Annotated in this window: 16 protein-coding genes; 8 read left to right on the forward strand and 8 right to left on the reverse strand. The window is 62.6% G+C overall.

What is annotated here, in order from left to right; all coding sequences use genetic code 11:
• Positions 1-282: 282 nt before the first annotated feature.
• Positions 283-2,655, reverse strand: a complete 2,373-nt coding sequence (gene ybiO / locus KUV86_RS08125) for a mechanosensitive channel protein (protein ID WP_222484350.1) — start codon at positions 2,653-2,655, stop codon at positions 283-285.
• Positions 2,656-3,021: 366 nt separating this feature from the next.
• Here ybiO and crcB point away from each other — a divergent pair, with 366 nt between their 5' ends.
• Together crcB and KUV86_RS08135 are read left to right on the forward strand one after the other, a co-directional pair.
• Positions 3,022-3,450 (forward strand): fluoride efflux transporter CrcB, encoded by a 429-nt coding sequence (gene crcB / locus KUV86_RS08130; RefSeq protein ID WP_224907807.1) that lies wholly within the window; start codon positions 3,022-3,024, stop codon positions 3,448-3,450.
• Positions 3,447-3,890: a fluoride efflux transporter FluC gene (locus KUV86_RS08135; RefSeq protein ID WP_222484351.1), complete on the forward strand. Its 444-nt coding sequence runs from the start codon at positions 3,447-3,449 to the stop codon at positions 3,888-3,890. The genes crcB and KUV86_RS08135 overlap by 4 nt, the downstream gene beginning before the upstream one ends.
• Positions 3,891-3,946: 56 nt before the next feature.
• Here KUV86_RS08135 and pgi read toward each other — a convergent pair whose 3' ends face one another.
• Together pgi and KUV86_RS08145 are read right to left on the reverse strand one after the other, a co-directional pair.
• On the reverse strand, positions 3,947-5,626 hold the full coding sequence (pgi, locus tag KUV86_RS08140) for a glucose-6-phosphate isomerase (RefSeq protein ID WP_222484352.1): 1,680 nt from the start codon (positions 5,624-5,626) through the stop codon (positions 3,947-3,949).
• A gap of 20 nt (positions 5,627-5,646) precedes the next feature.
• A complete protein-coding gene (locus KUV86_RS08145) occupies positions 5,647-6,123 on the reverse strand; it encodes a methylglyoxal synthase (protein WP_222162175.1) in 477 nt (158 codons plus the stop codon).
• Between the two features lie 363 nt (positions 6,124-6,486).
• Between KUV86_RS08145 and gap the strand changes: the two genes are divergently transcribed.
• Entirely contained in the window at positions 6,487-7,488 is a 1,002-nt protein-coding gene (gene gap / locus KUV86_RS08150; protein WP_222484353.1) for a type I glyceraldehyde-3-phosphate dehydrogenase, read from the forward strand.
• A 169-nt stretch (positions 7,489-7,657) separates the two neighbouring features.
• Positions 7,658-8,401 (forward strand): sulfite exporter TauE/SafE family protein, encoded by a 744-nt coding sequence (locus KUV86_RS08155; RefSeq protein ID WP_222484355.1) that lies wholly within the window; start codon positions 7,658-7,660, stop codon positions 8,399-8,401.
• An 8-nt stretch (positions 8,402-8,409) separates the two neighbouring features.
• On the opposite strand, the gene KUV86_RS08160 is transcribed toward KUV86_RS08155, so the two are convergent.
• From KUV86_RS08160 to KUV86_RS08180, 5 genes are read right to left on the reverse strand one after another with little or no spacing between them, the layout of a single operon-like run.
• Entirely contained in the window at positions 8,410-9,621 is a 1,212-nt protein-coding gene (locus KUV86_RS08160; protein WP_224907805.1) for a PotD/PotF family extracellular solute-binding protein, read from the reverse strand.
• Complete coding sequence (locus tag KUV86_RS08165) at positions 9,614-10,654, reverse strand: CobW family GTP-binding protein (protein WP_222484357.1); 1,041 nt, start codon at positions 10,652-10,654, stop codon at positions 9,614-9,616. The genes KUV86_RS08160 and KUV86_RS08165 overlap by 8 nt, the downstream gene beginning before the upstream one ends.
• A gap of 27 nt (positions 10,655-10,681) precedes the next feature.
• Complete coding sequence (locus tag KUV86_RS08170) at positions 10,682-10,984, reverse strand: hypothetical protein (RefSeq protein ID WP_206942323.1); 303 nt, start codon at positions 10,982-10,984, stop codon at positions 10,682-10,684.
• A gap of 41 nt (positions 10,985-11,025) precedes the next feature.
• The gene (locus KUV86_RS08175; RefSeq protein ID WP_222484358.1) at positions 11,026-12,375 is read right to left on the reverse strand and encodes an amidase family protein; all 1,350 of its coding nucleotides are present in this window, start codon (positions 12,373-12,375) and stop codon (positions 11,026-11,028) included.
• A gap of 55 nt (positions 12,376-12,430) precedes the next feature.
• Complete coding sequence (locus KUV86_RS08180; protein WP_224907803.1) at positions 12,431-13,987, reverse strand: NCS1 family transporter; 1,557 nt, start codon at positions 13,985-13,987, stop codon at positions 12,431-12,433.
• A gap of 403 nt (positions 13,988-14,390) precedes the next feature.
• Between KUV86_RS08180 and KUV86_RS08185 the strand changes: the two genes are divergently transcribed.
• The 4 genes from KUV86_RS08185 (at position 14,391) to KUV86_RS08200 (ending at position 19,120) form a co-directional block, all read left to right on the forward strand.
• Entirely contained in the window at positions 14,391-15,350 is a 960-nt protein-coding gene (locus tag KUV86_RS08185; protein ID WP_222484360.1) for a GntR family transcriptional regulator, read from the forward strand.
• Between the two features lie 618 nt (positions 15,351-15,968).
• Positions 15,969-16,850, forward strand: a complete 882-nt coding sequence (locus tag KUV86_RS08190) for a polysaccharide deacetylase family protein (protein ID WP_206942328.1) — start codon at positions 15,969-15,971, stop codon at positions 16,848-16,850.
• Between the two features lie 114 nt (positions 16,851-16,964).
• On the forward strand, positions 16,965-18,335 hold the full coding sequence (locus KUV86_RS08195; protein ID WP_222484361.1) for an MFS transporter: 1,371 nt from the start codon (positions 16,965-16,967) through the stop codon (positions 18,333-18,335).
• Positions 18,332-19,120, forward strand: a complete 789-nt coding sequence (locus KUV86_RS08200; RefSeq protein WP_222484362.1) for an SDR family NAD(P)-dependent oxidoreductase — start codon at positions 18,332-18,334, stop codon at positions 19,118-19,120. The genes KUV86_RS08195 and KUV86_RS08200 overlap by 4 nt, the downstream gene beginning before the upstream one ends.
• Positions 19,121-19,164: the final 44 nt, after the last annotated feature.

Below are 19,164 nucleotides of genomic sequence, written 5' to 3' on the forward strand. Positions count from 1 at the left end.
TCGCGCTGAACATGGCCGAGCGTCACACAAGGCGCCCGAGCTCGTGGCAGGAGGCCTGCCATCTTCAGGTGCCGGATGAGCGCTGCCAGGAGCTGTCAGGAGCTGCATGGGAGTGGTTCCAGCGATAGGCGAGCCGCCAGGTGCTGCCAGGAACCGTATGGGACAGGCGAGCCGCCTGGCGCCAGGTGGGAGATGCCAGGAGCCACGTGTGGGGTAGGCGTTACCAGCAGCGAAAAAAAGAGGGCGGCCCATGGGCCGCCCTCGCTGTTACTGAAGATCAGGTCAATTGCCTTCCGGGTCATAGTCACCGCGGAACTTGGCATTGGTTTCAGCGTACTCGCGGGTCTCGTGCTCGCGAGGGGCGTCGACGCTGCCTTCTTCTCCAGGTAGTGGCGCGGTATCTTTCTCCTTGCCGGTGGATACCACGTCCTTTTCGACCAGACGCAGGTTGGCGGCAGGTGCCTTGCCTTGCTTGTCTTCGCCGAAATAGACGGTGGTATGAGGGAAGGGAATCTCGATACCCGCCTCGTCCAGGTGCATCTTGACCAGGCGATTGTAGGCGCGCCCGATGGCCCACTGGTTGCCTGGTGTGGTCTTGATGCGGACACGAATGTTCACCGAGCTATCGGCCAGGGCGATGACACCCGCCACCTCGAGAGGCTCGAGAATTTCCGTCTTCCACTGGTCGTCCGACGACAGCTCGTCGAAGGCATTGCGCAGGGCAACGATCGCTTCATCCACGTTTTCGCGGTATGCCACACCGTATTCGCCGACATGGTAGGCAAAGCCACGCATGTAGTTGGACACCACATCCACACTGGAGAAGGGAACCAGGTGATAGGTGCCGTGCAGGTCACGAATACCCACCGAACGGATGCTGAGCTTTTCTGCGGTACCGGTAATACCGCCCAGGGTCACCACGTCACCCGTATTCATGGCGTTCTCTACCTGGATGAAGATACCGGTAATGATGTCCTGAACCAGTTTCTGCGCACCGAAACCGATAGCCAGACCCAGCACACCGGCACCGGCGATCAATGGCCCGATATTGATGCCGATCTCCGACAGCACGATCATTGCCGTCATGGTGACGATGGCAATCGCCAGGGCATTGCGGAACAGCGACAGCAAGGTCTGGGCCCGGGCAGATGGCACGCCACGGCCAGTGGAGGGGTTGAGCTTGTGCTCGATGAAGCTGGCCAGAGCGATCCAGGTGCCGGCAGCCACCACCAGGATAATGACCACATTGATGACCTGGCTGACCAGCAGGCGCCCGGCTTCTGACGCGTACCAGGTGGCCATGTCGAACACGCCCCAGGCATTGAGCAGCGCCATGGCGGCAACGATCAGGATCAATACGTTGACGATGCGCAGCAGGGTGGGCACGTAAGAGTTAAGCCGGGTTTCCAGCAGCGGCAGCTTCTTGTTGAGCTCGCTGGACAGGGTAATGCGGCGTCCTACTGCCTGTACCAGCAGCCGCGAGATCAGCATGGCCGCCAGCACGATGCCGAGAGTCTTCAGCGTGGCCATCAAGACAAATGGCAGAGCGTCCTCGGGACGTGTCAGGGTCAGTACCAGCACCACCGAGAAGTAGATGATGGCCCACAGGTGCCAGGTACGACCCAGCATACGCAGTGCCACGCCGGAGGCGGCCAGGCTGGAACGCACCGCAGAATCGAACAGCGCATCCCGCAGCTTGGTGCGGTTGATCAGTACCACGGTGATGGCATACAGGTAGGCACCGATCATGATCAGGGCGCCAATTCCCTCGCCGACACTGTAGGAAAGATAGGTGTTGATCAGCGGCACCACGACCATCAGGCCGTAGCCGGTCAGCCCGATCAGGCGCGCGATCCAGCGGTTCCAGTAGGACGCATTTTCGGCGGAAATCGGCAGCAGGCGTAGCCCCTCGTAGCGGGAGGCGAACAACATGCGGACAGCCGCCTTCAGCAGCTCAATGACCAGGAAGGCGTTCAGGAACAGCGATGCCCTTGTCGACAGGCTTCCGGTTTCACCAATCGCGAAGGTGGCGGCCAGGTTGCCGCCCACGTAGGCAAGCCCGACCACGGCGGCGTCGACGATCACGGCCAGGACCACACACAGCACCAGCCGAATGGTCGGATTCAGCGTCTGGCCATTCTGTGAATACTGGCTCAGGCGGGTGAACAGCGGCCTGACCAGTCGTCGGATGACCACGAACATGACGAAGGTGGCCAGAATCACCAGTCCGAGATTGATGGCCGCTTCGGTGAAGAGCTCGTAGTTGAGCTCACCTTCCGAGAAGGCGCCATTCACCATGGCTCCGAAGATATTGACCAGGTTCTCGAACTGAAAGCCAAATTCGGTGACGACGCGGCTGGTCATATCGGCCAGCTGTTTTGGCAAGGTCGCATCGGCCGCGGTATCGATGGCCGCGCCGCCGGCAGCTTGAGCCTGTTCCGGGGCGTTCTCCGCCATCTGGCGCAGCTGTTGGATCAGTTGGCTACGAGACTGCTCGTTTTCCAGCAGGTCAGCCAGGGTCGAATAGGCTGGGCCGTCGCCAGAAGCGTTTGCGGTGCCATCTCCATCCGCTTGCTGAGCAAAGGCTGGGCCAGCGAACAATATCAGGGCGAGCAGCAGCACGCGTGAGAGTCGAGAGCAGAGTCGTGAGGGCATCACGCAAACCTTCTCCTGTAATTGATGGAGCCTGAGGACAGGCGAGGGCATGATCGAGCGATTCTGGCGCAGGCTAACATGTTCGATCAGCGCTTGTACGTCATCAATGATGTACAAAACTTGTACGTATTGCCAATTCTGTGCCATATTGACGGTGAACGCATCCCATGCGCTTCATCCCTGCTAGGCAAGCACAAGTTCGCCGCCCTCCCGGGCGGCGTTTTTTTTCGCGTCCCTGCCAGGCGGGCACCTGCATTGAGAGCCTGCTTTGACAGAAACGTTCTGTGCCGTGCCGGTTTTGCGTAGTAAATCGCTCCCCGGATCTGCTGGTGTGTCGCCACGACAAAGGGCAGCCACTGGCTTACCATGACGCTTTTGTCGGAGCGCAAGGCGATGGATGGGTGGACGCTGACCAGTGTGGCGCTGGGAGGAGCCTTGGGTGGCATGGGGCGGCTGTTCGTCAGCCGCTGGGCAGCCTCGGCCTGGGGCAGCCGGTTTCCCTGGGGCACCATGCTGGTCAATCTGCTCGGTGCCCTGGTGATAGGTCTGCTGGCAAGCCTGCTGGAGACCGGTTCAACGCTGGCGCTGATGCTACTCACTGGGGTCATGGGTGGCTTCACCACGGTCTCTTCGTTCAGCCTGCAAACCCTCGACTTGTTGCGAGAAGGGCGCTTGATGGCGGCCATCGCAAACGTGGGCGTGACCTTGATCGTCGGCTTGTCGGCGGTGGCCGCCGGATGGATGCTGGGTAGTCTCATCGATGGCCTGCTGCTGGGCAGGGAGGCGCTCCCATGAGGATCCGCCGCGAAGTGGCATGGCTGTATCTGGCCGTCGGGGTGGGGAGCGCCCTGGGCGCGGTGTGTCGCCTCAGCGTCGGTATGATGGTGGCAGGGCTTGTCGCTTCTCCGTTTCCCTGGGCGACCCTGCTGGTCAATGTGCTGGGATCCTGGCTGATCGCCCGCTTTGCCACCCACGCGGGTCTGAGTGGCAGCCGGCGTCTGGCGCGTCTGCACCCTTGGGCGGTGGCAGGCTTCTGTGGTGGCTTTACTACCTTTTCCCTGTTCAGCCTGGAAGTGGCTGAACTGGTCATCGCAGGGCGCCCCGGCCTGGCCTTGGCCTATCTGACGGTGAGTGTTCCACTGTGGCTTGGGGCGGCCTGGGCAGGAGATGCCCGTGCACGCAGCGTATTGGCCCGACGCACGGCGGCGGTTGGCGCGAAGCGCGGCGAAGACTGAACGCAGTCAAGCTCGCCCCGCAGGGTGTCTGGAGCGAGCTTGAAGGTCTGCTGTCGTCAGGGTTTCGTTGCTGCGTCGTGCTTGGACGATGCGCCCTTGCGGGACGTCTTGGTCGCTTTCTCAGCGTGCTTGTTCCTGGGTGTTTCTGCCGCGCTGAAGTGTTCTCTTACCAGACCCAGCAGTCCCTGGGTCGAGGCGTCGAAGTCCTGGCTGCGCTCGTCGATCTTTTCGCTGATCTCACCGGCAATCCGCTTGCCGAGCTGGACGCCCCACTGGTCAAAGGAATTGATGTTCCAGATCACTCCCTGGACGAACACCTTGTGCTCGTAAAGAGCGATCAAGGCGCCCAGGTTGCGCGGCGTCAATTCATCGAGCAGCAGCACACTGGAGGGTCGGTTACCTGGACAGCTGTAAGGATCCAGGTCGCCGCCCTGGCTACTGCCTTCCATGAAGGCGTTGGCCTGAGCCAGCATGTTGGTCAGCAGGGCGAAGTGGTGGTCCTCGACGCCGGGTTCCGGCTTGAGCGACGCGATAAAGTCGATGGGCACATAGCGAGTGCCCTGGTGCAGCAGCTGGAAGAAGGCATGCTGGCCGTTGGAGCCGGTCTGACCCCAGACGATGGGCCCGGTCTTGTAGTCCACGGGACGCCCGAAGATATCCACCGACTTGCCGTTGGATTCCATGTCGAGCTGCTGCAGGAAGGCGGGCAGCTGATGCAACGCCTGGTCGTAGGGCACGATGGCCTGGGTTTCGGCGCCGACAAAGTTGATGTACCAGATGCCGATCAGCGCCATCAGCACCGGCATGTTGTCGGACAGCGGCGCGGACAGGAAATGCTGGTCCATCTCGTAGGCGCCTTCGAGCATCTCGATGAAGCCGTCGTAGCCGATAGCCAGCGCGATAGGCAGGCCGATCGACGACCACATCGAGTAGCGTCCGCCGACCCAGGCCCAGAACTCAAAGACATTCTCTTCGCGGATGCCGAATTCCACGGCCGCTTTACGGTTGGTCGAGGCAGCGATGAAGTGAGCGCCGATGTCGGCATCATCACCCGCATTCTCGATGAACCAGCGACGGGCAGTACGCGCGTTGAGCAGGGTTTCCTGGGTCGAGAAGGTCTTGGTGGAGACGATGAACAAGGTGGTCGCCGGATCGAGGCTTCTCAGCACCTTCTGAATATGAGCGCCATCGACGTTGGAGACGAAATGGAAGTTCAGGTCCGCCTGTCGGTACTTGAGCAGCGCGCGGCTGGCCATGTTGGGCCCCAGGTCCGAGCCGCCGATGCCGATGTTGACGATGTCGCGGATACGCTCGCCGCTGTAGCCCTTCCAGGCGCCACTGCGCACTTCCTCAGAGAAGCGCTTGATCTGCTCGCGAGTGGCGTGGATTTCGGGCATCACATCCTTGCCGTCGGCAATGACCGGCGTGTCGCCCAGGTTGCGTAATGCGGTATGCAGGACCGGCCGGTCCTCGGTGACGTTGATGATATCGCCGGAGAACATCTGCGCGCGCCGCTGCACTAGGGCAGAGTGTTCTGCCAGCTCCATCAGCTTGTCGAGCACCTTGTCGGAGATCTGATGCTTGGAGTAGTCGAGAAAGAGCCCACCCACGCGCAGGCTCATCTTGTCGAATCGCTTGGGATCAGCGGCAAAGTAGTCACGGATGCGGTCGTTGGCGGTTTCTTCACGCAGCTTCAGCAGCGATTGCCAGGTCACGCTTCGGGTCAGTTGGAACACGGATGAATCCTCGATACGAATTAGTTGTTGTCACTACGAGAAGAAATCCACGCCTGGGCGTCGGGTATCCTCATCTCGTAGTCCTGGCCGAGCCAGGGGGAGCTCATCATGAAGTCGGCGCTGGAGGGATTGCAGGCCACCGGCACGTTCCAAAGGGCAGCAAGACGCAGCAGCGCCTTGACGTCAGGGTCGTGAGGCTGCGGCGAGAACGGATCCCAGAAAAAGATCAGCAGGTCTAACGCCTGTTCGGTGATCCTGGCGCCAATCTGCTGGTCACCGCCCAGCGGACCGCTCATCAACCCTTCCACGTCCAGTCCCAGGGTGTGGCTGAGACGGGCGGCCGTGGTCCCGGTGCCGACCAGCTGGTGCGCCGTCAAGGTGTCCTTCCAGCGTGAGGCCCAGTCCATCAGCTCCTGCTTCTTGCCATCGTGGGCGACCAGAGCGATGCGTTTACGAGCCGGGAGTACACGGCTGACTTCCTTGACGGGCTGAGACATGCGAGGCCTCCGATGAAAGGCGGGGTGAATGGTGTCACCATGTTCAGGGATACCATAGTGTGTTGAAGGTAATATTACTACGAAGATGCCGTGCGACTAAGGTATGAACCGCTAAGGTTCTAGAGCTGAATCGCAAGCAAGTTGGCGAATTACGGGAACTATTAGAGTGTCCTCTATCAATGTTTTGCTGAAAATGTTGTAAGTTTAGCAAAATAGTGCTTGAGTCCCGGCGCTGTCTGTACCACATTGGTGCCCACTGACGACGTCCTTGCGGGGGATGTGCAACTTCATCAATCCCGCCTACCGTCGAGCTCTATGGCCTTCACGCAAGATTGTTTTTCGCCGCTCAGGGGGATTTTCGCTATGACTCTCAAGGTTGCCATCAACGGATTTGGTCGCATCGGCCGCAATGTGCTTCGCGCGCTCTACGAGAACGGCTACCGGGATCGTATCGAGGTCGTGGCCATCAACGACCTGGGCGATCCGTCCCTCAACGCCCACTTGCTGCGTCATGATACGGCCCATGGACACTTTCCTTTCAAGGTAGAACATGACGAGGAAAGCTTGAGCGTCGACGGCGATCGTATCGCTATCCTGTCCGAACGTGATCCCGCCAGCCTTCCCTGGTCAACCCTTGGCGTGGACATCGTGATGGAGTGCACGGGGCTGTTCACCAAGCGTGCCGATGCCGGCAAGCACATTGACGCTGGTGCCGCCAAGGTGCTGGTGTCGGCGCCTAGCCCCGATGGCGACGCCACCATTGTCTTCGGCGTGAATGACAGCGTGCTTAAGGCCAGCGACATCATCGTCTCCAATGGCTCGTGCACCACCAACTGCCTGGCGCCGGTGGCCAAGGCGTTGAATGATGCCGTGGGCATCGAGAACGGTCTGATGACCACCGTTCACGCCTACACCAACGATCAGAACCTGTCCGACGTGTACCACACGGACCCCTACCGCGCGCGCAGTGCTACCCACTCCATGATCCCGACCAAGACCGGCGCCGCGGCGGCGGTGGGCAAGGTGCTGCCGGAGCTGAATGGCAAGCTGGATGGCCTGGCGGTGCGGGTGCCGGTCATCAATGTGTCGCTGGTCGACCTGGTGTTCACTGCCTCACGCGACACCACCAAGGAAGAGATCAACGAGATCGTCGCCAAGGCGGCGGCCAATTCTCCGGTACTTAACGTCAACGCCCAGCCGCTGGTGTCGATCGACTTCAACCACGATCCGGCCTCCTCGACCTTTGACGCCAACCACACCCGCGTCAACGGCCGCCTGGTCAAGGTCATGGCCTGGTACGACAACGAGTGGGGCTTCTCCAACCGCATGCTGGATACCGCCCTGGCGATGCAGGCCGCCAAGTAACGCCAGCAGGCAAGCGCCTCGCGGCTCAGCCAGCAAGCGAAACGCCGCTGCCCGCTGCCATAGGTGAGCATGGTGTGGCATGCTGGGGCCTGGGGTGCATGGTTGCCCCGACCCCTGATAAAGACGCCGAAGCAGGCTTGCTTCGGCGTCGTCGTGCGCAAGGATCGCTATGCTTCCCGATTACTCCTGGCTCGCCTGGGGCCTGATCATCCTGTCCACCTATTTGACCGGTATTTCCAAGGGCGGCTTTGCCGGAGGGTTCGGCACCCTGTCGGTACCGCTGATGGCCTTGGCCATCGACCCCATCGCTGCTGCCGGCCTGTTGTTGCCCCTGCTGCTGGTGATGGATGGGCTGGCGGTCAAGGCCTGGTGGGGGCATCAGGATATGGCCGAGGTGAAGCGGCTGATACCCGGCATGGCGATCGGTGTGGTAGTGGCGACCCTGGTGGCGGGCCGTCTCGATGAGGATCACGTCAGGCTGCTGCTCGGGGTGATTTCCTTGCTGTTCGTGGTCTACATGGTGCTCAAGCCGGCGGCTTCCAAGCCGATCGCCCCCCTTTGGGCCTGGCCTGCGGGCATTGCCACCGGCATCACCAGCTTTATTGCCCATGCCGGGGCGCCGCCGATGAACCTCTACCTGGTGCCCAGGCGACTGCCCAAGACCACCTTCATCGCCACCACCACTCTGGTGTTTGCCGCCGTCAACACCATGAAAGTGCCACCCTACCTGTGGCTGGGCGAGATCAACCTCACCAGCATCTGGGCGTCGCTGGCGCTGGTGCCCGTGGCCTGGTTCGGCATCAGGTCTGGCCTGTGGCTGCAACACCGGGTCAACGAGCGGTTATTCTACCGGCTGGTGATACTGGCCATGGCGGTGGTGGGGGTTCAGTTGATCGTCAAGGCGCTGGGCTAGCGACAGGCTCACGCCGACATAAAGTCGTTCCAGCGTCTGACCAGGTAGTTGTGTTCGTCCATGACCGTGTTCCAGACGGCGATACGGCTCATGCGGGTCAGATAATCTCCGCCGTCGCGTACCTCGCCCTTGTGAATCATGCCGCACGGCCCTGAAGGGCCCGCGAGTTCCTCTGCCGCCGGCTTGCCGGCATACCAGAAGTCCCACTCGGCGGTAGTCAGGTGAGGGCGTGTCAGCTCCGGCGTGGAAATATAGTAGCCCTGACGGGCCATCACCGCGCCGGGCCAGCCAGAGAGCCACCAGTTCAGGTAGTCGTAGGCGGCGTCCAGGGTTCTGCCCGTGACACCTCGAGATAGCGACATACCGCCGTACCAGGCACGGTACCCCTCCCGTGGCGCTGCCATGCGCACCTTGATCTGACGCTGTTTTAGCGCCGTCATCGCTGGCGACCACAGGCTCTCGATGCCGACGCGGCCGCGCACCATATCCGAGGAGGCCTGATCCTGGTTGCTCCAGAAGGTGCGAAAGTGCTGCTTTCCCTTGAGGGTGATCAGGCAGTCAATCAGCGTATCGATGTCATTGACGCTCAGGTTGCCCAGGTCCTCGAAGGTCACCAAGCCCGCTGCCTGGGCGGCCAGAGCCGCGTCAATGGCGCCGATGGCGCTGTCGTTCTGCAGGCTGACCATGCCGCGCCAGCGCGGGTCCAGCAGCCAGGCCCAGCTCTCTTCTGCGTCGGAGAGTCCCTCCGGCAGCATGTCTAGACGGTAGCCAAAGCTGTCGACGTTGTGACTGACGGGCAACATGGTGATGTGTTCCGTCGGCCGTGGGCCACAGCTGCCGTCGGGCTGGACGTAGAGGCGGTCCACCGGATTGCCGCCGGCACCTCTTGGGGCATGGGGCGTCAGGCGGCCGGTCTTGGGCAGGTCGTTGATGGACTCCCAGTGTTCCAGACGGCTCAGCTCGATCGGTTGAATGGCGCCTGCGGGCCATACGAAGTCGACGTTGTGGAACCACTGATCGTAGATATCAAAGCTGTCGGGGGCCAGCACGCCAGCTCTCTGGGCGGCTACGCCGTCCATCACCGTGAACTCCAGGCGCAGACCGAGATCTTCTCGGGCGCGCTCGCGAATGCTCTCGAGCAGCGTCACTGAGGTGCCAAGCACACGCAGGGTCACGGGGCCACGTTGCACATAGGGGGCGTCGTGCTGGGTGTCAGGCATGCTGAATCCTTGGGCTGGGGTGATCGCTGATGCGCTCCATGAAGGTCGTCAGCGATTGTGTCACGCGCTCGGCATCGATGTCGCGGGTAATGAAGATCAGCTCCGAGTGACGGTCGTGCGCCGGCCACGTCTCGACATGCTCAGGCGGATGAATCGTGTGTTGGACGCCATGCAGCACGACCGGGCGGTCATCTCCGTGCACGTGAAGCACCCCCTTGACTCTGAGGATGTCACTGCCATGGCGATTAAGCAGCATGGACAGCCAGATGCCCAGGCACGTCCAGTCCACGTCGCCTTCCAGGCCCAGTCGAAAGGAGCGGATGTTGCCGAGATGGTTGGGGTCATGTCGGACGGGGTTGCGCCATGGCCCCAGCCAGTCCTTGACCTGCCCAGGGGTGAACCGCTGAAGGTGTGGGCCGCTGGCAAACAGGCTATCACTGGGCTGATCGAGGGCTTCCCTGCCCATCCGTTGAGCAGCGGGGTTGAGCGCATCCAGCAGTGATTCGAGCTGTGTCAGCGCATGGTGCTCCACCAGGTCGGTCTTGCTGATCACCAGCTTGTCGGCCACGGCGACCTGAGCCTCCCAGACCGGGTGAGCGGCGCGGCTGTCGACGGCATTGACGGCATCCACCAGCGTCAGGTTGGTGCCGGGACGCAGGTGGTGTCGCAAGACAGGATCGGCGGTAATGGTGGAGGCGATCGGGCCAGGATCGGCCAGGCCTGTGGTCTCCAGGATAATTCGTTTGAACGGTGGTATGTCGCCGTCCTGGCGTCGAGTCAGCAAGCGCCTGAGCGCCTCGGACAGCTCGCCGCGGATGGTGCAGCAGACGCAGCCACTGGAGAGCAGTACGGCGTCTTCGGCAATATCACCGATCAGCCGGTCGTCGAGCCCCACGTCTCCGAATTCGTTGATCAGCACTGCGCTATCGCCAAATGCCTCACTGGCCAGGACCGACTTCAGCAGGGTGGTCTTGCCTGCACCGAGAAATCCGGAGATCACATGGACGGGGAGCAGGGGAGTGTTCTCGCTCATAAGGGAGTCTCGTGTCGCGCGATGGTGTCAGGCAAGAGACGCCAGAAAATCGGCATCCAACGGGTCCAGCTGGCGTCCGCACATCTGCTCGGCCTGCTGCCAGACGCCACCCAGGTCCTGCACGATATCGCGCTTGCCGGTGGCGTTTGCCAACACGAAGCTGGCCGCCTGGAAGTCCTCGATGGTAATGCGACTCGGCGCAAGTACCCGATTGATCAGGGTGACCCGGTAGGCACGGGCGCGCCTGCGCGCGAAGTGGGCCTGCTCGGGGTCCTCGATGGTGGTGCTCCAGTGGCTTTCGCCGCCGAATGCACCGCACAGTCCGCACATGCCAACCTCCGATGGCGCCGTCGGCGCCGAATGAATGTAATTTAGGCCGTCAGCGCCGAGCTGGCGGCAAGGGCCACCCGCAGCAGTGCTTCGTCCTCGCCGCAGGGTCCGCTCAGCTGCAGACTGGTGTGCTGGCGGTCGTCGTCACGTCCGCTGGGCAGCGCCACCGCTGGCGAGTCGAGCAGGCTTGCCACCATGCTCAGGCGCAGCGTCGCCAGATTGACCTCGGCGAAGTGCTCGGGGTCGGCTTCCAGCGGCGCGAGCAAGGGCGCCACATGCGCCACCGTGGGCGTCAGCAGGGTCGCGCCGGCAAGCTCCTCGCGCAGCCGAGTCTTGAGCGCCCGGCGCAGGCGGTACAGGCTGACCACGCTGTCCGGGGGCATCTGGCGGGCGGCCGCCAGGCGCTTGCGTACCCGGGGGTCCATGGCCTCGGCATCGGGGCCTTCCAGCAAGGCGCGATACTCGGTGTAGGCCTCCGCCGCGCCCAGCCAGCCGTGGCGGGCGATGGCCTCCAGGGTGTCGGCGACGCTGGCCACGCGGCGACGGATGATGTGGAAGCCGGCGTCCTCAAGGCGGCTGGCGCAGGCCTCCAGATTGTCGCCCACGGCGCGGGATACCCTCGGGTCGTCGAGGCAGCCTGTATCGAGCACGATCACCGACTGTTCGGGCGCGGCGGCGGCGCGGGCCAGCGGCGCGCTTCCGCGCATCGTGTCGTCGATGGCCAGGCAGTCCTCGAGGGTGGTGGCGATGACGCCGATGGTGTCCAGGCTGTCGGCCAGCGGTGTCACGCCTTGGCGCGAGTGGCGGGCCTGGGAGGGGCGATAGGACACCAGCCCATTGAAGGCCGCCGGGACACGCAATGAGCCCGCGGTGTCGGTGCCGATGGCGGCGGGCACGATGCCTGCTGCGACCGCCACCGCAGAGCCTGAGCTCGAGCCGCCGGGCGCCCGTGGCTCGGCGCCGGCTGGCGTATGGTGCGGTGTGCCAAAGTGCGGGTTCAGGCCCAGCCCCGAGTAGGCGATCTCGGTGAGGTTGGTCTTGCCGATGCCGACCATGCCCGCGCCGGCTGCGTGGCGTACCGCCTCGGCGTCGCGCGCGGCCGGCGTCTTGCCCTGCACCTTGCCGCCGGCGGTGGTGGCGGTGCCGGCGATATCGAACAGATCCTTCCAGGCCAGCGGCACACCGTCGAGCGGTCCGCGCAGGGTGCCCGAGCGCTGACGCTGGGCACAGGCCTCGGCCTCCACCAGAGCGCGTTGCTCGGTCAGCGAGATAAAGACGGCGTCACTGTCGGCGGCCCGGGTCAGGCATTGGCGGGTCAGCGCGACCGGATCGAGTTCGCCGCGTCGGATGGCCTCGCCGATGGCCAGGGCGGTGAAGGGGGAGGCAGGCATGCACGTCTCCTGTTGCGGTTGGTGGGCGCCGCCGCGGGCGGCACCAGACGACGACTCAGCGATCCTCGCGCTTGAGCGCGGAGTCGGGGATGTCACCGGTTTCCAGGCGTTCGAAGCGTCCCTGCTCGGTATAGACCCAGTTGCGTCCCACCGAGGTGGCCAGGAAGCGGTCATCAAAGCCTGAGCGGATCTCCTCCTGAGGGTACCGGCGCAGGATCCAGGCCTTCATCAGTACCACATAGACCACCAGGGCGGTGACGAAACCCACGGCGTAGGCATACTCGAGAAAGATCAGCGCGAGAGTGCCACCGGCGAGCCAGGCAATCAGCCCTGCGGGATTGAAGCCACCACAGAAACGGAACTGCCCTGCAGGATCAAACAGCGCGGGTACATTGAGGCGACGCCGGCGCAGCAGATAGTAGTCAGCCACCATGATGCCCCCGACGGCAGACAGCACGGCGCCGTAGTAGCTCAGAAAGGTGAACAGGTTATCGAGAATCAGCCATGGCATTGACGCGGTGCCGACCACCCCCGCGATGACCAGCGCGACCGGATAGCTGACCCTTGGCGCCCCGGCATTGACGAAGGTCAGGGCCGCCGGAATCAGGTTGGCAGCATTGTTGGTCGACCATTGGGCCAGGATCACCATGGCCAGCAGCGCAATCAGGGTGAAGCCGCCGCCTTGGCCCTGGATGACGGTGACCGGGTTCCAGTCGCCCGCCGCAATAAAGGAGACGCCGCCGATCAGTGCAATCCAGGCTTGTGTGGCGGGCAGCGCCAGGAACTGCGCCACGAAGACGTTGCGGTTGCGCTGGAAGAAGCTTCTGGCACCCGCCTCGGTCTTCAGAAAGCGGGTGAGGTTGGGGATATCGACGGCGAGCGCCGACCAGAAAGCCATGTTGGCGAAGAACAGTCCCAGCGCCGCCACGTCCTGATCGCCGGCAAAGGTCCAGATGTTGATGCCTTGGGTCTCGGCCAGTACGTCCAGGGTGAAGTACATCCATACCGAGATGGCCACGATGCAGGGCGCGGCGATCGACGCCAGCAGCTCTACCGCGCGGATACCGAGGGCGGTATTGACGATCTGCACGACGGCGAACAGCAGGTACCAGAGCACCCAGTTGTCGAGGCCCCACAGGTATTCGACGATGCCGTTGAGGGCCAGCGCCCCCAGGTACGTTTGGACGCCGAACCAGATAGCCGCGACGATGCCGCGTGATACGGCGGGCAGGTGGGTGCCCTTGAGGCCGAAGGGAGCGCGCAGATAGACCGCGAACGACAGGCCGTGCTCGGTCCCGATATCGGCCGTCAGGCTCATCACCACGCCCAGGACCAGGTTGGCCAGGAAGATGATGGCGACCACCTGGACCAGTGGCAGGCCAGCGACACCGCCAGCGCCTAGCTGGAAGGTGGCGATGATGACGGCCATGCCGATCCAGAGCCAGATGAAGCCCAGAAAGCCGATGGTGCGCTGATTGAGCCATACCGGCAGGATCGCCGCCTCCAGCAGATGATCGCTGGCGTTGGCCGAGGAGGGCGTCGTCGCTTGAGATGACGTACCGGAGCGCGTCGAAGGGGCAGGGGGCGGCGATGTGTGTTGAGTGCTTGTCATGGTATCGCACCTGGGTGTGAAAGGTTGTTGTTGGGAGCGATAGCGCCGGAGAGGGGAGGAGATCTCTCAAGGTCGCGTAAATGCAGTATGGATACAAAAACCATTTTTTGACAAGCTTTGCCTCTAGCCTTAAGCCGCATTTGGTACGGAAAGTAAATGCAATAGGCTGTTTTTTCGGCATAGTAGAGCCCCGGCGCGAGCGCTCCAGATGGGATCGGGCGTGGATGGCCGGGCTGCTTTCGTCGACAGGTGTCATTTTGAGCGGGTCGAAAGGGGTGGCATGAGCTGCCAGACTATGGGGCTGCCTTGCGGCAGGGTGGATCGCCAATGACAGGGAGGGCGACGTCTGAATACGGCAGAAAAGACCAGCACGCACGGTGGGGGGCGCCCGCCGCGCTATGCAATGATTCAGGATTCGCTGCGGGACGCCATACGTTCAGGCCGTGTCGCGCCCAATCAGGTGTTGTTGGAAGGACCGCTGGCACGGTTGTTCGGGACCAGTCGCGGGCCGGTACGCAAGGCGCTGGAGCTGCTGCACGAACAAGGGGTGATCAGCCGCTTTGAAGGGCGTGGCTTTGTGGCAACGCCGCACCCTGGGGCCGTGTCCCCCGCCCGGGAGCCGTTGACGGCTGAGCGCTTGGGGCTGTGTGACGACCAGGCGCCGGTGGTAGACACAAGGCCCGCGGCTGAGCGGATTTACGCTGCAGTGGAAGAGGCGGTGGCGACGTGCCTCGCCTTTGGCCATTTTCGCATCGTGGAAACCACCCTCAGCGAGCACTATGGGGTCAGCAGGACGGTGGCACGCGAGGTGCTGGGGCGGCTGCGTAGCCAGCGACTGATCGAGAAGGATCGCCACTCGCACTGGTTGGCAGGCCCGCTGACGGCACAGGCCGTGGCCGAGGACTACGAGATCAGGATCCTGCTTGAGCCGGCGGCACTGAAGGCTTCGGGGCCGCATCTGGCGCGTGACGAGCTCGAGGCCATGCAGGCACGGGTGCAGCAGCTGATCGATGCGCCTGAACAACAGAGCGCTGCGACCCTTGCGCGGCTGGAGCAGGATCTGCATCAGCACTGCCTGCGTCACTACCGCAATCGCAAGGCCGGCGAGATGATTGCCCAGAGCCAGTTGCCGGTCATCGTCAATCGCATGTTCTTCCAGGTGTTGGGGGTGCCCCGGGACGAGCCCCTGTTGATGGAGCACAAGTTGGTGATCGATCACCTGCTGTTTGGTGCCTTCGACGCCGCCGCCTCCAGCCTGCAGTCCCACCTCCAGGCGGCGGCCGAGCGCACCCGTCGTCGCCTCAAGGTGCTGTCAGTGTTTCCTGAACCTGAACTGCCGCCTTACCTGCAGCGCATCGTATGATCCCTGGCGGTGGCGATCTCCCCTGTTGCTGCTGACGTCGGGTCTCCGGCGTCGCTATCTCTCTAGCATGACCGGCAGCCGCTGACCTCTCGTTCTGCTGTCGCTGGCCGCTTCTGGGGCTGTGGCTCAGCCCCTGTGGCTTTCTCTTTTCCCTCTCCCTCTCTCTCCCTCTCCCGCTATCCCCCTTCAGCTTCCACTGATGCTCGCCGCGGCTGCGTCATGCTGGGGCGCTCAAAAATGTCATCGGAATGCGATGACCAAAAAAATGACGTTCTGCGTTTTTATCCGTTCTTACGCTTCCTCTTCTTTCGACTTTAGTTGTATTTCTTGCGGGTTCCAAGATTCCCGGTGCTTCTTTCCTGTTGTTTCTATTTTGTTGAGAAAAAAGGCGTTAGTGCGTTCTTTGCGGTGGATGAGAGCGTCTGTCGATGGATCCCTTACGCCTCGAAAGCGGAAAGCCATCGTCTTGACAAAAATGACCTTTGTATCCAGTCTTCAATTGAAAGGCGATGTTCTGGAGCGGTGAGCTGCGCTCTATCCCGTGTCCAGATGCCCATGGCGTGGCCGGTTTCGCCAACAGATCTCAATAACTCCAAGTGACAAGACGAGGTTTACACGATGGCCAAGAAAGAAATTCTCTGTGCGTTTGGTGTCGACGTGGATGCCGTGGCCGGCTGGCTCGGCTCCTATGGCGGCGAAGATTCACCGGACGATATCTCCCGCGGGCTGTTCGCTGGCGAGGTCGGCGCCCCTCGACTGCTCAAGCTGTTCGAACGCTACAACCTCAAGACCACCTGGTTCATTCCCGGCCACAGCATCGAGACCTTCCCCGAGCAGATGAAGGCAGTGGTCGACGCGGGTCATGAAGTCGGCGTGCACGGCTACAGCCACGAGAACCCCATCGCCATGACCCGCGAGCAGGAGCGCGATGTCCTTGATCACAGCATCGAGCTGGTGACCAAGCTGTCCGGCAAGCGCCCCACTGGCTATGTCGCTCCATGGTGGGAGTTCAGTCCGGTGACCAACGAGCTGTTGCTCGAGCGGGGCATCAAGTACGACCACAGCCTGATGCACAATGACTTTCATCCGTACTACGTGCGTGTAGGCGACTCCTGGACCAAGATCGATTACTCCAAGTCCGCCAAGGAGTGGATGAAGCCCCTTGAGCGGGGTGAGGAAACGGATCTGATCGAGATTCCCGCCAATTGGTACCTCGATGACCTGCCGCCGATGATGTTCATCAAGAAGTCTCCCAACAGCCACGGCTTTGTCAGCCCGCGGCAGCTGGGCGAAATGTGGCAGGACCAGTTCGACTGGGTCTACCGCGAGAATGACTACGCAGTATTCACCATGACCATTCACCCGGATGTGTCCGGGCGTCCCCAGGTGCTGATGATGCTCGAGCGCCTGATTGAGCACATGCAGAGCCACGAGGGCGTGCGCTTCTGCACCTTCGACGAAATCGCCGACGACTTCGCCAAGCGCCACCCCAGAACCTGAACGAACCGAAGGGATGCTCTCGCTCGGCGCCGTTGCCGGGCGAGCCTCCAAGCCTTCACGTTTCGCCCCGCCTGACCTTCACACCACAACGATAACGAACAAAGGGTGACGTCGATGACTGAACCAACCTCTACTGTGTCCTCCAGTGCCCCTGGCACGGCTCCCGCCGACGCAGAAGCCCCCTGGAACGCGGTCATAACCAAGAAACAGATTGGCTATGCCTCTCTGGTCTGCTTTATCGCCTGGGTGGCGTCGGTCTACGACTACACCCTGTTTGGCACCTTGCTGCCGGTGATCGCCGAGGACTTCGGTTGGACCACCGCCAAGGCCACTGCCGTCAATACCTGGGCCACCATCGGGGTCTTTCTGGTCTCTCTGGTGGTCGGCACGATGCTCGATCGCTTCGGTCGCAAGAAGACCCTGATCTTTCTGGTGATCGGGGGCGCGGTCAGCTCGGGTCTGTCGGGGATCGCCATCGGTGCGGCGTCCATGATGATCATCCGCGCCTTCTCTGGCTTTGCGGTTTCTGAAGAGGTGGTCAATGCCGTCTACCTCAACGAGATCTACAAGAAGGCCAAGGGGCGCGGTTTCATGTATAGCCTGGTGCAGAGCGGCTGGCCGGTGGGTGCCCTGCTCGCCGCCGGGATGACCTCATTGCTGCTGCCCATCGTGGGCTGGAGAGGAAGCTTCTTCGTGGCCGCCTGTGCCTCGATCATTGTCATCGTGATGGCGATCAAGCTGCCGGAATCCCCTGTCTTCGCCGCCATCAAGGAAGTCGAGCGCCGGCGCAAGGCGGGTGACGACAGCGGGGCGGCGAGCCTTGCGGCCGAACACGACATCGAGGTCAACAATGGCGAGAACCTGGGACTCAAGGGCGTGTTCTCGCCAGAGCTGCGTCGCCACACCATCTCTCTTTCGCTGGTCTGGCTGTTCAGCTGGATGGCGATCCAGGTGTTTGCGGTGTTGGGTACCACCGTGCTGGTCGAGGCCAAGGGTGTCAGCTTCGAGAGTTCCCTGTATGTCCTGATCCTGGCGAACGCCGTGGGCTTTGTCGGCTACCTCAGTCATGGCTGGGTAGGTGATCGTATCGGGCGTCGCAATACCGTGTTGCTGGGCTTTCTGCTCGGGGGCATCGCCAGCATGCTGATGCTGTTGGGGCCGGCGACCGATGGCTTCGTCTATGCCATGTACGCGGTCACCCTGTTCTTCCTGCTCGGCCCGTTCGCCGCCATCCTGTTCTACATGGGGGAGTCCTTTCCGGCTCACGTGCGTGGCACCGGCGCCAACGTCGCCCACGTCATGGCGCCGGTGGGGGCGATCATTGGTTCCGGGCTGGTGTCACTGCTGCTGACCGCTGGTGTCAGCATGACCTGGGCGGCGATTCTGGCCGGCTCACTGCCGCTGCTGCTTAGTGGTCTATTGATGTTCGGTACGCGTCAGGTCGATCACCGCGAAGAGGATGTTCTCAAGGAGGTGGCAGCATGAGTCGCTTGATGCGTGACGATGGACTGGAAGGCAAGGTCGCCATGATCTCTGGTGCGGCCAGTGGCATCGGGCAAGCCCTGGCGGTCAGTTATGCCAAGGCGGGGGTCAAGGTGGTTGCTGGCTATTATCCGGGCGACCCCCATGATGTCGAGACCACCGTTGCCGCGGTGCGAGAAGCCGGCGGCGAGTGCCTGGCGGTGGCGGTGGACGTACGTGATGGCGAGCAGTGTGATGCGCTCGCCCAGGCCGCCGTCGAGCACTTTGGGCGACTGGATATTGCGGTTGCAGGCGCGGGAATCCTGCGCCAGGCCGCGCTGGAAGACCTCACCGACGATGCCTGGAATGACATGCTGTCGGTGGACCTGACCGGGGTCATGCGGATCTTCCGCTCCGCCGCCAGGGTGATGACCGGGCCTGGCGCCATGGTCGCGGTGTCCTCCATCGCCGGGGGCGTGTATGGCTGGGATGACCATGCCCATTATGCCGCCGCCAAGAGTGGCCTGGTGGGGCTGGTGAAGTCATTGGCGGTGGAGCTCGCCCCACGAGGTATTCGCGTCAACACCCTGATTCCCGGATTGATCGAGAGCCCGCAGTCATTGGACCCGGTCAACTCCCTGGGGCCGGAAGGCCTGGCGGCGGCAGGCAAGGTGATTCCCGCTGGACGTGTCGGGCACGCCGATGAGGTCGCCCGCACGGTGCGCTTTCTGACCAGCGATGACGCCTCTTACGTCACCGGACAGCAGCTGATTGTCGACGGCGGCCTGACCGTGCGCTGGCCCAGCTGACACCCTTGCGGGGGTGGGCCAGCTCACCCCCGACTTTCCCCAGA

This window comes from Halomonas sp. DP8Y7-3 (genome assembly GCF_019801675.1).
GTDB lineage: Bacteria > Pseudomonadota > Gammaproteobacteria > Pseudomonadales > Halomonadaceae > Halomonas > Halomonas litopenaei_A.

Coding starts and splice junctions, on each gene's coding strand:
- ybiO (WP_222484350.1), bottom strand. CDS start 2,655: ATGCCCTCACGACTCTGCTCTCGACTCTCACGCGTGCTGCTGCTCGCC.
- crcB (WP_224907807.1), top strand. CDS start 3,022: ATGACGCTTTTGTCGGAGCGCAAGGCGATGGATGGGTGGACGCTGACC.
- KUV86_RS08135 (WP_222484351.1), top strand. CDS start 3,447: ATGAGGATCCGCCGCGAAGTGGCATGGCTGTATCTGGCCGTCGGGGTG.
- KUV86_RS08145 (WP_222162175.1), bottom strand. CDS start 6,123: ATGTCTCAGCCCGTCAAGGAAGTCAGCCGTGTACTCCCGGCTCGTAAA.
- gap (WP_222484353.1), top strand. CDS start 6,487: ATGACTCTCAAGGTTGCCATCAACGGATTTGGTCGCATCGGCCGCAAT.
- KUV86_RS08155 (WP_222484355.1), top strand. CDS start 7,658: ATGCTTCCCGATTACTCCTGGCTCGCCTGGGGCCTGATCATCCTGTCC.
- KUV86_RS08160 (WP_224907805.1), bottom strand. CDS start 9,621: ATGCCTGACACCCAGCACGACGCCCCCTATGTGCAACGTGGCCCCGTG.
- KUV86_RS08165 (WP_222484357.1), bottom strand. CDS start 10,654: ATGAGCGAGAACACTCCCCTGCTCCCCGTCCATGTGATCTCCGGATTT.
- KUV86_RS08170 (WP_206942323.1), bottom strand. CDS start 10,984: ATGTGCGGACTGTGCGGTGCATTCGGCGGCGAAAGCCACTGGAGCACC.
- KUV86_RS08175 (WP_222484358.1), bottom strand. CDS start 12,375: ATGCCTGCCTCCCCCTTCACCGCCCTGGCCATCGGCGAGGCCATCCGA.
- KUV86_RS08180 (WP_224907803.1), bottom strand. CDS start 13,987: ATGACAAGCACTCAACACACATCGCCGCCCCCTGCCCCTTCGACGCGC.
- KUV86_RS08185 (WP_222484360.1), top strand. CDS start 14,391: ATGATTCAGGATTCGCTGCGGGACGCCATACGTTCAGGCCGTGTCGCG.
- KUV86_RS08190 (WP_206942328.1), top strand. CDS start 15,969: ATGGCCAAGAAAGAAATTCTCTGTGCGTTTGGTGTCGACGTGGATGCC.
- KUV86_RS08195 (WP_222484361.1), top strand. CDS start 16,965: ATGACTGAACCAACCTCTACTGTGTCCTCCAGTGCCCCTGGCACGGCT.
- KUV86_RS08200 (WP_222484362.1), top strand. CDS start 18,332: ATGAGTCGCTTGATGCGTGACGATGGACTGGAAGGCAAGGTCGCCATG.